The following is a 15,284-nucleotide window of genomic DNA, read 5'->3' as shown; positions in this document are numbered from 1 at the left end:
AGCAATACACCCAAAACCCACAACAATCCATGAAAATTGTGGAGTTATGACCGCTTTTCGAAAACCCGCCCACATATATCGTCAAAAATGAGCCCTCTGCATCTCACTTCAGCGCAGAAACAAGGTCGTCCCATTGGGGTTTCGTCACGGCCTCCTTACTCGCGAGCATCCAATAGCTTTCATGGTGGGCAAGCACATCGTCCGACACACGCACAAGATTTCCCGCCTTAAGATCGGCCTCGCACAATGCCAAGGAGGCAAGCAGAACACCGCCCCCTGCCCGCGCAATCGTCTGCGCTGGCGCATAGGTATCAAGACGCAGAACGGGCAGCGGCGTGGTGGGGATTCCAAACTGATCCGCCCAGTCATTCCAACTTGGTCGCGGCCCCGAAACCGTGATCCGTGGCCAACTTGTCCACGGGTCCTCCCGCCGTGTGAATTCGGGCGCGACAACAGGCGTAATTTTCTCGGAATAGAGCCGGTGCGTATAGAAATGCGGCCAGTCACCTGAGCCATATCGAATGCGGATAACCTCATCCTGCGGCACGCTATGCGCCCCTAGAACCATGGTTTGCAACGATATTTGTGCTGCCGTCTTTTCGGTGAGCCGTTGAAGGCGCGGCGCAAGCCACAACTCAATAACGGACAGGCTCGCCGAAATCGTCACCCTCCCACGCCGCGCACCAAACAACGCTTCGGAACTGTCCTGTAAGCTGCTCAGCGCCGAACGCACGTGCGGCAACCACGCCTCACCTTCTACAGTCAGAGCAATTGCGCGAGGACGCCGCTCAAATAATTTAGCCCCAAGGAGCTTTTCCAAATGCCCGATACGCTGGCTAATGGCCGATTGGGTCAGACCGGTTTCAGCCGCCGCCGCGGTAAAACTTCCACAGCGCGCAGCAGCCTCAAAGGCACGTATCCATTCAAGCGGCGGCAACTTAAGTCTGCTGTTTTCCATTAATTATTCCGATGCTCAGAGTATATTTTTCTAATTTGAACTTATGCATGTTTTTTGAAATGCTGTCCTTGAAAATCTTTGCAACTGGAGCAAGTCATATGACCAAAGTGAGCGTCGACCCGTCCGGCACGTTTCTAAAATTGGAAACCGCAACCGGCACCTACCGCTTTCACGCAATATGGTTGCGCGACAATGCCACCGATCCCGAAACCCGCGCGGTTGGGAATGGGCAAAAGCTAATTACCTTCAGCGACTTGCCTTCCGAAACCCGCATCACAGACGCGCGGTTGAGCGGCGGTGGCCTTCAGGTCGATTTCGACCCCGAGCAGAAAACGCTCACTTACGATCTGGAATGTCTGGAAACAAATGCCTATGACCGCGCCCAAATTGGCAAACGTGGCTGGACCAACGCTGGCATCGAAGTTTGGAACGATGCCCTAAAATCCGATGTGCCCACTGGTGATTTTTCGGAACTGTCCAGCAACAAGGACGCGCTCCGCATTTGGTTGGGATTGGTCACAAAACTTGGTTTTGGGAAAATAACCAACGGGCCGATTGAACATGGTGCGCTGTACAAAATCGTCGATTTGTTTGGCTATGTGCGTGAAACAAATTACGGCAAGCATTTCGAGGTGCGCACCGAAGTAAACCCAACCAATCTCGCCTTCACGGGGCTTGGCCTTCAGGCGCATACCGACAATCCCTACCGCGATCCAGTGCCCACGGTTCAGGTGCTCTATTGTCTCGAAAGTTCCGCCGCAGGTGGCGAAAACATGGTTGTTGACGGGTTTGCCGCCGCGCAACGATTGCGCGACGAGAACGTAGCGTATTTTGATGTGTTGGCCGACCATTGCGCCCGATTTGAATACGCGGGCGAGGAAGGCGTTTGCCTCACCTCCCGCCGCCCAATGATCGAACTTGCCCCCGATGGGGAATTGATTGGCGTGCGCTTCAACAACCGCTCACTCGCGGCCATTACCGATGTTCCGTTCGATAAAATGGCGCTCTATTACGCGGCCTATCGCCGGTTCGCCGAAATCATCGACGACCCCGCGATGGAGGTCACTTTCCGCCTTGCCCCCGGCGAGAGTTTTGTCGTCGATAACACACGCGTTTTACATGCCCGCAAAGGATATTCGGGCGAAGGAACCCGCTGGCTTCAGGGGTGCTATGCCGACAGAGATGGCCTGCACTCGACTTATCTCTCGTTGCTACGATCCACCGTTTTGGAGGCCGCAGAATGAAGCCCGATATCGTCACTTTGAATGCGGAAAATATCGTGGATTTCCTTGGCTCCATTTTTGACCGTCGCGGCGGAGAAGAGTATCTGGGTGAGCCTGTGACAATGGGCGAACACATGCTTCAAGGGGCCACAATCGCGCAACAAAACGGGCAATCCGAAGAAATCATTGTGGCCGCACTCTTGCATGACATCGGCCATTTCACGAGCGAATTTGGCACCTACAGCCCCGATGACACTGAAGACCGTCACCACGAAGACGCCGGTGCCGAGGTGCTTGAGCGGTTTTTCCCGACCGTTATCACCGATTGTTGCCGCTACCATGTGGCCGCAAAACGCTATCTCTGCGCGACAAAACCTGAATATTTCTCGCGTCTAAGTGCCGCTTCAGTACACACACTGCATTTGCAGGGCGGACCGATGAGCGTTGAGGAAGTCGCTGAGTTCGAAAGAAACCCAAATTTGAAAGATATTATCGCCGTTCGCTATCTTGACGACGCGGGTAAACGGGAAGATATGAAAACGCCCGACTTTTGGCATTTTGCGCCGATGGTTCAACGCCTTGTTGACCAAAAAACATAATTCCGTTTGGAGCAGCAGGCACTTAGGGCGCTCTCATTTCCACTAAGGCCTGCGCAATTCCTGCTTCCATAAATCGCATATCAGAGCCGACAGTCACGAGTTGAAACCCCATGGCAACCATTCGTTTTGCATAGGCTGGCGTGCCACAATGAATCCCCGCGGGCACACCAAACTTCGTGGCCTGAGCTAAAATGTGGCTCAAAAGGGCAAGCATTTCAGGCTCTTCGCGATCAAATCCGGGTGGAAACCCATGCACCAACGACAAGTCTGCGGGTCCGATGTAAACCGCTCCAAGCCCCTCCACCTGCAAGATGGCATCGAGGTCGTCGAGCGCAGATTTGGTTTCGATCATCGCAATCGGCAGTATATTTTGGTTGGCCTCGCGCGCATAGCTATCGCCATAGGCCAACCGCGCCCTGACGGGGCCAAAGCTACGCGCCCCGTCAGGTGCATATAAGCACGCCTCGACCAGCGCCCGCGCGTCATCGGCATTCTCAATCATCGGCGCGATAATTCCAACCGCCCCCGCATCAAGCGCTCGCATGATGTCTTCCGGTCGGTTCCACGGAACACGCACCAATGCGGGCGTGTCCGTTTGCCCTAGAACCGGAAAAATCGACAATAAATCTCGATAATCCGCCGTTCCGTGCTGCATATCGATGGTAATACAGTCCCAGCCAGCCCGCGCCATAATTTCGGCGGAAAGGATACCCGGAGCCGCGATCCAGCCGTTCACAGCGGCCTTCCCATCTGCCCATTTCTGTCTGAGAGGATTTACAAAGGGCATCGGTTCACCACGTAAAATGCGTCATTTTGGTGTTGAGGTAATCATAGATTGCTTGCTGCCCGCCCTCGCGTCCACTGCCTGAATGGTCAACGCCGCCAAAAGGTGCTTCGGCATGGGCCACAAGGAAATTATTGATGCCAACCATGCCCGCGTGCAGCCCTTTGGAAAGGGTTTCCGCCGTCTTGTGACTTCCGGTAAACGCATAGGCTGCCAGCCCGTAAGGCGTTAAATTTGCGCGTTCAATCACCTCGTCTAGATCGGTAAATGTGGCAATGGGTGCCACGGGGCCAAAGGGTTCGTCCCACATTATTCGGGCGTCATCAGGCACATCGGAAAACACCGTTGGTTCAATATAGTAGCCCTTATTTAAATGGGCTGGACGCCCCCCTCCCGTCCGCAACTTGGCTCCACTTTTGATCGTATCCGCAATCAATGCCTCGATACGGTCCCGCTGGGAAGCGAGCGAAATCGGCCCCATCGTACTTGCGGCATCCTGGCTATCGCCCACGACCAGCTCTTGTGCCGATGCCACCATCTTTTCGATGAACCTCTCGGCCTTGGAAGCATGCACGTAGAAACGATTTGGCGAAATACAAACTTGTCCGGCATTTCGGAACTTGAACGTGGCACAAAGCTCTGCTGCCACATCAATATCCGCGTCTTCGCAGACAATAACGGGCGCGTGGCCGCCCAATTCCATCGAGGTGCGCTTGACGGTTTTTGCCGCTTCCGCCATCAGCATCTGGCCCACGCGGGTCGATCCCGTTAGCGATATTTTACGCACATCGTTTGAGGCCATCAGCGCTGGCGAAATATTCTCGGCGCGCCCCTGTAGAAGCTGCACAACGCCTGCGGGCGCGCCACCTTCGACACAACATTCCGCAATTATAGTGGAGGTCATCGGCGTTTGCTCGGACGGTCGGCAAATAATCGGACAGCCCGCCGCCAAGGCGGGGGCAATTTTACGCGCGACCAAATTGATCGGGAAATTCCACGCCGTAAATGCCGCGACGATGCCAACCGGCTCGCTTTCGATCACCAATCGCCCGCCTTGGCGCGACGGGATGGTTTCACCAAACAGACGCTCTGCTTCGCCTGCGAACCATTCAAACTGTTCAATCGCGGCGTTTGCTTCGCCCTCAGCTTGCGACAGCGGACGCCCGATCTCCAACGAGAGCGCCTTAGACAAATCATCCTTTCGACGCGTCATCGCGGCGGCAATGCCCCGCAGCACTGACGCGCGTTGCCAACCATGAACCGCCGACCATGTTTTCAATGCCGCACGGGCGTGACTCAGGGCTTCCTCAACGTGACTCGCATCACAGGACGGTACTTGCCACAGAACCTCTTCGGTGCAGGGGTTGATGACATCAATCGGGGCAAGATCGGTTGTGGTCCGAAACGTGCCTCCGATCAGAATTTTAGGGATGAAATCACTCATTTTTATCGTCCTAACTTGCGTATTAATGGATTATAGAATCTCAGGCTCGGGCGGGTTTGCCCCAAAACTGGCTTCGAGATAGTCAAAGTCACAGCCCTCATTGGCCTGTGTGATATGGCGGGCAAACATCCAGCCATATCCGCGTTCAAACTTGGGTTTAGGGGGCTGCCACAAGGCGCGGCGATGCTCCAACTCGGCGTCGGAAACTTCCATGTGAATGCGGCGTGCATCTACATCCAGATCAATCATATCGCCCGTTTGAACCAATGCCAGCGGCCCGCCCAAATGCGCTTCTGGCGCGACGTGCAGGATACAGGCGCCATAACTCGTTCCACTCATCCGCGCGTCCGATATGCGGATCATGTCGCTCACCCCCGCCTTCAAAAGCTTTTGCGGAATCGGCAACATCCCCCATTCGGGCATCCCCGGCCCTCCTTGCGGTCCTGCGCCGCGCATAATGAGCACGGTTTTCTCGGTGACATCCAAACCGGGCGCGTCAATTTCGGCCTTCATTTGGGCATAGCTGTCAAAAACAAGGGCCGGACCACGGTGTTTTAGAAACTTTGATGCACAGGCCGAGGGTTTGATCACACAGCCATCGGGCGCAAGATTGCCATGTAGAACGGCAAGCGCCCCCTCCTTGTAAACGGGGTTGTCGAGCGGGCGGATGACGTCATCGTTCCAGACCTCGGCATTCGAGATTTCCGCGCCGATTGTGCGCCCTGTTACCGACTTGGCATCCAGATCAAGCATGCCCTGCATCCGTGCCATCAATGCGGGAAGTCCTCCCGCAAAGAAAAAATCCTGCATCAGGTATTTTTCACCAGAGGGGCGAATATTGGCCAAAACCGGAATGGTGCGACTGACGGCTTCAAAATCCGCCAGCGAAATATCAAACCCTGCCCGCCGCCCCTCGGCAATCAAATGGATGATCGCATTTGTCGAACACCCAAGCGCCATGGCAACCTTGATTGCATTCTCGAACGACGTGCGGCTCAACACATCCGACGGCTTGAGATCTTCGCGCACCATCTCGACGATCCGGCGTCCAGATTCCGCAGACATGCGAATATGGTTGGCATCAGGCGCGGGAATGGACGACGCCCCCGGCAGGGTCATGCCCAAGGCCTCGGTCGTCGCGGTCATCGTGCTGGCCGTGCCCATTGTCATGCAATGGCCATAGCTGCGGGCGATGCCGCCCTCGACGGCCTGCCATTCCTTGTCGTCAATTTCACCTGCGCGTTTTTTGTCCCAATACCGCCATGTATCGGAGCCAGACCCCAAGACCTCGCCCCTCAAATTGCCGCTTAACATTGGTCCCGCTGGCACAAAAATGGCGGGAAGGTTCATGCTGATCGCGCCCATCAACAGACCCGGAGTTGTCTTGTCACATCCCCCCATCAACACGGCCCCGTCCACAGGATGCGACCGCAAAAGTTCCTCAACCTCCATCGCCAGCATATTGCGATACAGCATCGTTGTGGGCTTCACGAAATTCTCGGAAAGGGACATGGCGGGTAGTTCAATCGGGAACCCGCCCGCCTGAAATATCCCGCGCTTTATATCCTCAACGCGGTGCTTGAAATGAGCGTGACAGGGATTGATATCCGACCATGTATTGAGGATAGCGATGACCGGTTTTCCCTGCCAATCCTCGGCCCCATACCCCATTTGCATGATCCGCGACCGATGGCCAAAACCCCGAAGATCATCGGCATCAAACCAGCGTGCACTGCGTAAATTATGTTTCATTGGCTCGCCGTCACCCCTCCGTCCACGTAAATTGTCTGCCCCGTGATATAACTCCCCGCTGGTGCCGCGAGGGCGATGACTTGGCCCACCACTTCGACAGGACTGCCGATGCGGCCCAACGGGTTACGCTCAAGGATAAAGTCCCTGAATTCTGCGCGCTCAAGGTGCGGACGGATACGATCAGATTGGATAAATGTCGGGGCGATACCGTTGACCGTAATCCCGTAGGGCGCCAATTCCATCGCATGCTGTTTAACCAACATCACCAAGGCACCTTTGGTCGCGCAATAGGCCGAATACCCACGATTTCGCAGCGCCAATTGCGAGCGCACCGACGCAAGATGAATTTGCCGCCCGCCTTTTCCCGCAGCAATCTGATGACGCGCGACCGATTGCGACAAGAACATCGCAGACCGCAGGTTTGTCTCGTACATCTCGTCAAATATTTCCGCCGACACATCGGCAAATTTTTGCTCTTTGTTGATGCCGACACAGTTGACCAGAACATCAATGCCGCCCAGCGTTTCGGCCACTTCATCGGTTACCGCCGCGATTTGGGCGGTGTCGCGGGCGTTCATGCCAAACCCCTCGGCCAGTCCACCACTGTCGCGAATTCTCTGTGCCAGCGCACTCGCCTTGGTCGCGTTGGGGCCAGCAATCGCGACATGTGCGCCGTGGCGGGCAAACCCCCAACTGATCGCCTCCCCGATAGCGCCATAGCCACCCGGCAAAAACACCCGCACCCCCTGCACATTGAACAAGCCGTCCAGCGCAGGAATATCAATTTCCGGAGTTAGTGTTGGACTAGGTTCCATCATTCAATCTCCACGCCAGCGGCATCATAGACGCTTTCCATTAAACGCAAGGTCTGTAGGTTATCCAAGCGATCTGTCTCAAAGGGCGTACCATCTCGCACTCCCTCAACAAAGGCACGTGTTGCTGTATCAAAACCTTCCTGATAGCGCCCCAGAAGATCTACCTCGACAGCATTTCCCTCATCGCCAACGATAAATACGCGGTTGTAATCCATCATAATTGTGCCTGTGCTACCGATCACCTCAAGGCGATCCCCATGCAGAGGCGCATAGCCGGGCGCACAGATGCACCCATCGGCGGTCACAATCAGACCGTCGTTGCCTTCCATCAAAATCGAGGCCGTGTCTTCTCCGGGCAATCCCGACGCCAGTCTGTTTAACCGCGCCGCCACAACCGTTAAGGGGCCAGCGATGGCACGACACACATCGAGGTGGTGTATCATCGTTTCAAAAACGAGGTTGCGTTTAAAGCCTTTTAAATAGGGCTGGCGTTCCACCAAAAATGGCTCCTGCCCCTCCCTTGGACAAAGGCCCGATCCACGGCACGACATGGCAATATGGCGTACGTCTCCAATGCGGCCCTCGTTGATCCACTGGCGCACAGTCACGTAATGCGGACGAAAGCGGTAGTTTTCGTGGATGCAAAAACGGATTTTCTCGCCGACATATGAGACAAGGGCTTCGGCCTCGGCGACGGTTTCGACCATTGGTTTTTGCAAGATCACATGTACGCCATGATCCGCCGCCAAGCGTGTGACGCTGTCATGCGCCGTCACCGATGCGGCTATATCAACGAGGGAGAAGCCGCCATCGGCAAACATCTGTTCGGCGTCATCATATACGTGTGAAATTCCAAACTCACGCGCACGGTTTAGGGCGGATTCCCGATCAATGTCGCAAATCGCCACAACGGGAACCCCCGCAGCCTGCCATGCACGCAAGTGATAAACGCTAATCATTCCGGCGCCGACGAGGGCGGCTTTATGTTCAACTTCCGCCATCAACTTTGCTTCCAATGGCCATAGCCGTAATACCAAATACTGCCATTTATGGAGGTCGTTTTGAGCGAATGTACGGCTCCGCGCGGAATACGGACGAGGTCCCCGGCGACGCATTGCGCAACCTCATCCCCAACGCCAATCGTGAGCGTTCCCTGTGCGACCAGCACATATTCGTCGGTATCATGAACGAAATCATTCCATTCCTGCCCAGCACCATCTTGGAAAATACCAAAGGTGAAACCCTCAGCCTGCCAGCGGGTTTTAACGTCGCCACTCTCAACGGGCAGCGCAAACGCGGCTTTTTCAAATGTCGCACTCATGCCGCACGCTCGTTCAATAACTGGCCAAGATAGGCGCGCGCAGGTTCGTATTTCAGCACCTCTTCGTAACTTGAATGCTGCGTCACAACCCCCTTCTGTACAAAGATAAATTCCTCGCAGATCTCTTGTAAAATCTCGAGGTGAAACCGCTCATTTGGGTGCACACACAACAACACAAGCCGTCCCTCGGATCGTAGTTTTCGAAAGAAATCGAGCATGAATCCGATGTAGCCATCTTGGATGTTGAACTGCGGCTCATCAAACAGATGAACCATTGGATAATCGGACTCTGCGCGTTTCATCAGGGCGTTTGGTTTTAACGAGCGAAAACTGCGCACCTGATAGGATTGGTGGTAATGGATCGCGAGGCGGTCGCGCTCGTCCGCTCGGATTTGGTGGATGTTTTTCCCGTGAACATTCACCTGCCCACTCGTTGGGGCATTTGACCCTGTCACCAGTTCAAACAGCGTCGTTTTTCCAGAACCATTTGGCCCCATCATCCCCACGATCGACGGTTTCTCAATTGTGAAATCCGCGCTCAGCTGGAAGCTAGGCGTGCGATTAAACCGTCCTTTATAATAGGTTTTTTGAAGACCTTTGACCTCAAGCATCGAAACCATTTCACATTCCAATCAATTTACGTCTAAGCGGGGCATTTTCCAGCAATTCATGCGCGGGGCCCTCGTGAATAATGCGGCCCCGATCCATCACATAGGCCCGATCCGACACCTCAAGGGCGGCCAAGGCGTTTTGCTCGACGATCAACACCGCAATGCCCTCATTCTTAAGCCGCGTTACGGTTTTTAGAACGTCCTGAACGATCTTTGGGGCCAACCCCTGACTGGGTTCGTCAAACAACACGAGGCCCGGTGCGCCGAGCAAGGCCCGCGAGATCGCAACCATCTGCATCTCGCCGCCAGACAGATTTTCGCATTCGCGTCCCATGAGGTATTCGAGGGCGGAAAAAATGCCAAACATCTCATCCATTTCCCATGACCTGAAGCGCGTTTTCTTAATACCTATCTGTAGGTTACGCGCCACACTTAAAGAAGGAAAAACACGCCGATCATCGGGTACCCAGCCAACGCCCATTTTGGCAATTTTATAGGTTTCAGTCCGCGTGATGTCCTGACCGTCGAACGATATTCGCCCATTGCGCGGCGGGGTCAACCCAAGGATTGAACGCAAGGTTGTGGTTTTTCCTGCCCCATTTGGCCCCAACAACGAAACAACCTCGCCTTCGCCTACCCGAAGCGACGCCCCAAAGAGCGCCTGAGATTCCCCATAGAACGTTTCAATATTTGCGATATCAAGCATTATGCCACCTCGCCCAACGCCGAACGCTGAACCCATTTGTTGGACTGCAAGTCGTCCGGTGTGCCTTCTGCAATCACCTGACCCCAGTGAATTACGGAGATTTTATCCGCGAGTTCAAAAAGAAACCGCATGTCATGTTCGATCATCACAAAGGTATATTTTTTACGCAACTTTCCGATCAATTCCGCCAGTTGCCGTGTGGCTTCGGCCCCCAATCCCGACGTCGGTTCGTCCAAAAAGACGATGCGCGGTTTGGCCGCCAAAGCGACGCCAATTTCTAGCGCGCGACGATTACCATAAGAGAGCGAAAGCGATGGTTGCCATTCCTGCCCCAAAAGCCCGACCTGATCGAGGACTTCCAAAGCTTGATCCAGCAACGCCCGATCATCGAAAACGGAGGTGGTAATCTGGGCGTAGCGACGCCGAAAATCTGGCAGCGCAAGAATTATGTTTTCAATCACCGCGCTGTCGTCAAAGAGGTTCATCATCTGAAACGAGCGCGATACACCTTTGCGCGCAATGCGTTGCGGAGCCTTGCCAGTAATGTCCTCTCCGTCAAAAATAATGCTGCCCCGTGTGGGTTTGTGATGCCCGGTCAGACAATGGAAACATGTGGTTTTTCCCGCGCCATTGGGCCCCATGATGCCGCTAACTTGCCCCTCTTTAAACGACAGGGATATGTCTTCCAAGACGACGCGACTGCCAAATCTTTTGTGGATATTTTTTGCTTCAAACAGGGCCATCAGACTTGCTCCTTAACCGATTTAGCAGGCAAATCTGCGCTTGTTTTCAGGCGACCCAAGTTGGCCAAGGCACCGGCCAATCCTTCGGGCTTGAACATGACCATCACCACAAACATCAACCCGTACCAAAGCAACCATGTCTCGGTGACCGACCCCAACACATCGCGGGCGATGAAGTAGAGCATCACGCCCAGAATGGGACCCCAAAAGTTCACCAGACCGCCGCCCACCAAAACCATCATCACAATCAAACCTGACTGATGAAGGCTCATGACATCCGGATAGGCGCTTTCCTGTGCCATGGAGAACAATCCTCCCGCTAACCCAGCAATCATCGCGGACAGGGTGAAGGCCGCCCATTTGAACCACCAAACCTCATAACCAATAAAGGAGGCGCGGGTTTCATTCTGACGGATGGCCTGAAGGACCCGCCCAAAAGGCGAATTGGCCACCCGCCATGCCAGCACAACCATCACAATCGTTAAAACGGCAATCAAGTAATAGAGGCTTGCGTTGGAACTCAAATCAAAACGTACAATTCCCAAATTGAGCGGCGGTCGGGGGATGTTCAAAAGCCCGTCTTCGCCGCCCGTGAGGACGTGCATTTTGATGGCCCCGAACCAAAAAACCTGTCCAAAGGCAATGGTTAACAGGGCGAAATAAATGCCGCGTCGGTGGGAGACAAAAACTCCGACCAATGCGCCTGCGACGGCTGCGGCGACGACCGATGCCAAAAGCCCCCCCACGAGACTAACCCCGACATGATGTTGAAACAGACCAAAGGCATAAGCTCCAACACCAAGATACGCCCCGTGGCCGAAGGAATGCAGCCCAGTGTAGCCAAACAAAAGGTTGAACCCGAGCGCGAAAATGATCCAAATTGCAATCTCGATACCGATATACTGATACAGCCCAATCGGGCCAATCCACAGAGGCATACTCAGCATAAAGACGGCAAAAAAGGCGATCTGCGGGGTGACCCATTGGCTTGAACGGCGGGAAATATCGGACAGTGTAACCATGATCAATTCTCCAACGCGCTTTTCTTGCCAAACAGGCCTCGGGCGCGAAACCCGATCACCAGAATGAGCAAAATATACATAGACATCATTGACCAAGACGACGCGTAAGCCCCTGTAATTCCAACAGAAAGGCCCACCAGTATCGCAGCAATCACCGACCCCCAGAAGCTGCCAACCCCGCCCAAAACGATAATCAGAAAGGCCGGAATAACCACATCAACACCAACATGCGGACGAAGCCCCCAAATCGGCACCATGGTCACGCCTGCCAAACCAGCAAGCCCTGCGCCAAACCCAAAGACCAACAAGCGCAGCCGCGAAAGATCGTAGCCCAAGGCCCGCACCATCTCGCTGTCGTGCGCTCCGGCCTTAATGATCGCCCCATAGGGTGTTTTTTCCAGAAAAAGCCAAACACAGACTATGGCAAGGACGGCGAAAGCTGCTGCAAAAAGTTTGTATTTTGAAAAGATTAGCCCGCCCATCATAACGGCGCCGTTGATCGCTTCTGGGAGCGGTAGGAATTTCTCTCCAGTTCCCCAGCCCAGACGGATCAACTCTTCGATCACCAAAGCCGCGCCGAAGGTCAGCAGCAAGCCATATAGGGGCGCTTTGCCGTAGGTGCGCCTGAGGGCCAACTCAAGCACCATACCCGCGAGGGCCGCCAGCAAAGGCGCACAAATCAAGGCGGCGATGTATTTGGCCGAGAGAGGGAGGGTTTGCCACCAGTCCCCCAACGCGGTTTCACCCATCCATTCACCGCCGATGATCGACAGCGCAAAATAGGCTCCCAACGCGAACAGGGAGCCATGGGCAAGGTTGATGACTTCCATCACGCCAACGATCAGCGTGAAACCCAAGGCGATGAGCGCGAACAACAGACCGAGGGTTAGTCCGTTGAACAAATGTGGTGCGAGATTGAGCATAAAGCGTCCGTTTTGGGTTTGATTATAGGAACCGCGACCAGAGTGTCTGACCGCGGTTCTTGGTTTCATGTGTCAAATGTAGGCGTATCTTCGTAAGGTTCTAGGACGCATTTTGCTTCGGCCTCGGCGTCACGCACATCCTCCGGCGGCACGTTGCTGAGAATCTCGAACATGTCGTCCGGATTGTCCGACGCGGTATTGGCCGTCGCCAGATAGATCGTCTGTTGCACCTGATGGGTGGCATGATCGATCCAAGCATCGTGATGCTGCATACGCTCAAGTGCCGGCATTTTATGACCTTCAAGCTCTTTGATCACCGCGATATTATTGGTGGTGCCCGCACGTTCCATCGCATCAAGCATGTTCTTCATCGCCATGTAACCATTATAGAAAACATTGCCCGGAACACGCATCTGCGTATCGGAATAGGCCTCCTGATACCGCTTCACAAAGTCGGTCACCCCAGGCAAATCAAGGTTGTAATACCAAGTCGTCCCAAACACCCCAAAGAGGTTATCGAGCGGCAAACCATAGACATCCGGCCAGTCCTGCTGGTTGTTAATCCATGCGGGGCTTGCGCCCATACCAAGCTGGGCTACCTGCTGGCGCATCGCTTTTTGATCGTCGCCACCGATGGCCGCGGCAACAACATTGGGATTGGTCTGCTGGATATTCAAAAGGGCCGCCGAGAAGTCGCGCGTTCCCTGTGGCACCAAAATTTCCTCGATAACCGTACCACCATATTGCTCCAACAAGGTGCGTGTGGCGGCGGCAGTATTGTGGCCCCAAACATAGTCATTGGTCAAAAGAACCCATTGATCGCCAAACCGGTCGATTGAATTTTTGACGGCCGCTTTGGCAAAGTTGGTGCCATTCCCGTCCCATACGAATTTCACACGGTGGCAATTTTCACCTGATTCAGTAGGCGAAGAGGAGTTGGTATTGAAATAGATCACACCGTTCTTTTGCGCCACTTGGCTGATCGCGTTGGCGACGCCCGAACTGACGGCCCCAATTAAGAAGCCAACCTCTTCGCGATTAATCAACCGCTCCGCCACACGGCTTCCGGTCGCCGCCGTAGTCTCGGTATCAATGTGAATTGCCTCGATTTTGCGCCCCAATACGCCGCCTTTTGCATTATACTCGTCGATAGCCATGTTGATACCGCGACGATCGCTGGCACCCGAGTTCGCATATTGGCCGCTGGCATCTGAGGTAATACCAACCTTAAACGGCTTGTCCGTCGCGGCGGCGTAAACGCGATTATGTTTCCATGGGCCATAGAATGCACCCGTCGTTCCAAGCGCAGCCGTCGTCTTCAGCAACTGTCGCCGTGTTAAGTTAGAATTAGACATTTTGTTCCTCCCGATCTTCGTCGCGCTTTTGCGCTGTTTCACCGGCCACTCTCATCCCTGACCAGATAATAGAAAATATATTCAATAGACTGAACGAAAATTTCTTTCTAAGTCAATAAAAAACTGAATATTCTTTCAATTATTGATTTTCACCTTGAAAAGGAATATTTTTTCAGACACCCTTTGCCATGGAAAAGAAAAATACACAGGGCCTCGACGAGACATATGACGCGTTGCGAGCGCGAATCGGAGATCGATTTGATGGTCTGACTCCACATCTGCAACGCATCGCCCTCTCTGCGCTGGAGGAGCCAAATTTCTTTGCACTGAATACCGTTGTGACCATTGCAGAAAAGGTAAGCGTGCAGCCGTCGACCCTCATCCGGTTTGCAAAAGAGTTCGGCTATAATGGGTTTTCCCAGTTACAGCGTGTCTTTCGCGTCCGTCTAATTGAAGGGGCTCCTGATCAACGGGCCGAAGTCTATCATGAGAAGCACAGTTCTGATCTTCGTGCCGATATGGGTCTAATATTTAACAATTGTATCAGTGAGTTAATTGCTTCACTGGAAAACGTTCGTGCAAACACGCAGGTGGATGACCTTGCGAAAGCCGTCGCCATGATCAACGCAGCCTCGCACATACATATCGCTGGCCTTCGGCGCGCACGACCGATTGCAACATATCTTGCTTACGGAATATCCCGCTCGGAGCGGCAATGCAGTATGCTCGATTTTGGAGGGGGAATGGCCGCTCAACAAGTTGCAAACATGAAGCAAGACGACTTACTGATTTGTATCAGTTTTCCGCCCTACTCGCCGCCGGTTCTCGAAATTGCGCGCGATGCCTATTTGCGTCGCCGCCCAATTATCGCAATCACAGACTCCTTAGAAAGTCCTTTGGCCAAGAATTCAACGCTCGCATTTATCGTCGACAATGAATCCACAGGTCAATTCAAACCCATTGCCGGCGCCATTGGCTTGGTTCAGGCCCTCTGTATAGGCTTGATCGATTGATCCATCCAGCCCTGT

Annotated in this window: 16 protein-coding genes; 3 read left to right on the top strand and 13 right to left on the bottom strand. The window is 54.0% G+C overall.

Translation table 11 applies throughout. The features are described from left to right. Window positions 1–103: 103 nt before the first annotated feature. Window positions 104–958, bottom strand: a complete 855-nt coding sequence (locus AB9F26_RS03775) for a LysR family transcriptional regulator (protein ID WP_335583540.1) — start codon at window positions 956–958, stop codon at window positions 104–106. 98 nt (window positions 959–1,056) lie between these two features. Between AB9F26_RS03775 and AB9F26_RS03770 the strand changes: the two genes are divergently transcribed. Together AB9F26_RS03770 and AB9F26_RS03765 are read left to right on the top strand one after the other, a co-directional pair. After that, window positions 1,057–2,202, top strand: a complete 1,146-nt coding sequence (locus AB9F26_RS03770) for a TauD/TfdA family dioxygenase (protein WP_369767309.1) — start codon at window positions 1,057–1,059, stop codon at window positions 2,200–2,202. Beyond that, entirely contained in the window at window positions 2,199–2,780 is a 582-nt protein-coding gene (locus AB9F26_RS03765; protein ID WP_335583542.1) for an HD domain-containing protein, read from the top strand. Before AB9F26_RS03770 ends, AB9F26_RS03765 begins: the two co-directional genes overlap by 4 nt. 22 nt (window positions 2,781–2,802) lie before the next feature. Here the strand turns inward: AB9F26_RS03765 and AB9F26_RS03760 are convergent, their stop codons facing one another. The 12 genes from AB9F26_RS03760 to AB9F26_RS03705 form a co-directional block, all read right to left on the bottom strand. Then, window positions 2,803–3,567: an HpcH/HpaI aldolase/citrate lyase family protein gene (locus tag AB9F26_RS03760; protein WP_369757453.1), complete on the bottom strand. Its 765-nt coding sequence runs from the start codon at window positions 3,565–3,567 to the stop codon at window positions 2,803–2,805. 4 nt (window positions 3,568–3,571) lie between these two features. Next, complete coding sequence (locus tag AB9F26_RS03755; RefSeq protein WP_369767308.1) at window positions 3,572–5,008, bottom strand: NAD-dependent succinate-semialdehyde dehydrogenase; 1,437 nt, start codon at window positions 5,006–5,008, stop codon at window positions 3,572–3,574. Window positions 5,009–5,038: 30 nt separating this feature from the next. Then, window positions 5,039–6,760 carry an L-arabinonate dehydratase gene (gene araD / locus AB9F26_RS03750; RefSeq protein ID WP_369767307.1) on the bottom strand — a complete coding sequence of 574 codons (1,722 nt, stop codon included), beginning with the start codon at window positions 6,758–6,760 and terminating at the stop codon, window positions 5,039–5,041. Continuing rightward, the gene (locus tag AB9F26_RS03745) at window positions 6,757–7,578 is read right to left on the bottom strand and encodes an SDR family NAD(P)-dependent oxidoreductase (RefSeq protein ID WP_369767306.1); all 822 of its coding nucleotides are present in this window, start codon (window positions 7,576–7,578) and stop codon (window positions 6,757–6,759) included. Before AB9F26_RS03745 ends, araD begins: the two co-directional genes overlap by 4 nt. Then, window positions 7,575–8,576 carry a Gfo/Idh/MocA family oxidoreductase gene (locus AB9F26_RS03740; protein ID WP_335583547.1) on the bottom strand — a complete coding sequence of 334 codons (1,002 nt, stop codon included), beginning with the start codon at window positions 8,574–8,576 and terminating at the stop codon, window positions 7,575–7,577. The genes AB9F26_RS03745 and AB9F26_RS03740 overlap by 4 nt, the downstream gene beginning before the upstream one ends. Beyond that, window positions 8,576–8,896: a cupin domain-containing protein gene (locus tag AB9F26_RS03735; RefSeq protein ID WP_369767305.1), complete on the bottom strand. Its 321-nt coding sequence runs from the start codon at window positions 8,894–8,896 to the stop codon at window positions 8,576–8,578. Before AB9F26_RS03735 ends, AB9F26_RS03740 begins: the two co-directional genes overlap by 1 nt. Further along, window positions 8,893–9,516 carry an ATP-binding cassette domain-containing protein gene (locus AB9F26_RS03730; protein WP_369767304.1) on the bottom strand — a complete coding sequence of 208 codons (624 nt, stop codon included), beginning with the start codon at window positions 9,514–9,516 and terminating at the stop codon, window positions 8,893–8,895. The genes AB9F26_RS03735 and AB9F26_RS03730 overlap by 4 nt, the downstream gene beginning before the upstream one ends. Window position 9,517: 1 nt before the next feature. Further along, window positions 9,518–10,213, bottom strand: coding sequence for an ABC transporter ATP-binding protein (locus AB9F26_RS03725; RefSeq protein WP_369767303.1), 696 nt, complete (start codon window positions 10,211–10,213; stop codon window positions 9,518–9,520). Next, window positions 10,213–10,956 carry an ABC transporter ATP-binding protein gene (locus tag AB9F26_RS03720; RefSeq protein ID WP_369767302.1) on the bottom strand — a complete coding sequence of 248 codons (744 nt, stop codon included), beginning with the start codon at window positions 10,954–10,956 and terminating at the stop codon, window positions 10,213–10,215. The genes AB9F26_RS03725 and AB9F26_RS03720 overlap by 1 nt, the downstream gene beginning before the upstream one ends. Further along, window positions 10,956–11,978, bottom strand: a complete 1,023-nt coding sequence (locus AB9F26_RS03715) for a branched-chain amino acid ABC transporter permease (RefSeq protein WP_335583552.1) — start codon at window positions 11,976–11,978, stop codon at window positions 10,956–10,958. Before AB9F26_RS03715 ends, AB9F26_RS03720 begins: the two co-directional genes overlap by 1 nt. Window positions 11,979–11,980: 2 nt before the next feature. Further along, window positions 11,981–12,901 carry a branched-chain amino acid ABC transporter permease gene (locus AB9F26_RS03710; RefSeq protein WP_335583553.1) on the bottom strand — a complete coding sequence of 307 codons (921 nt, stop codon included), beginning with the start codon at window positions 12,899–12,901 and terminating at the stop codon, window positions 11,981–11,983. 65 nt (window positions 12,902–12,966) lie between these two features. After that, complete coding sequence (locus AB9F26_RS03705) at window positions 12,967–14,256, bottom strand: ABC transporter substrate-binding protein (protein WP_335583554.1); 1,290 nt, start codon at window positions 14,254–14,256, stop codon at window positions 12,967–12,969. 188 nt (window positions 14,257–14,444) lie between these two features. Here AB9F26_RS03705 and AB9F26_RS03700 point away from each other — a divergent pair, with 188 nt between their 5' ends. Further along, window positions 14,445–15,269 (top strand): MurR/RpiR family transcriptional regulator, encoded by an 825-nt coding sequence (locus tag AB9F26_RS03700; RefSeq protein WP_335583555.1) that lies wholly within the window; start codon window positions 14,445–14,447, stop codon window positions 15,267–15,269. The last annotated feature ends 15 nt before the right edge of the window (window positions 15,270–15,284 follow it).

Origin of the sequence: Falsihalocynthiibacter sp. BN13B15 (genome assembly GCF_041205415.1) — a bacterium.
GTDB lineage: Bacteria > Pseudomonadota > Alphaproteobacteria > Rhodobacterales > Rhodobacteraceae > Falsihalocynthiibacter > Falsihalocynthiibacter arcticus.
The sequence above is the reverse complement of the archived record's forward strand: the minus strand, read 5'-3'. Positions and strand labels throughout refer to the sequence as shown.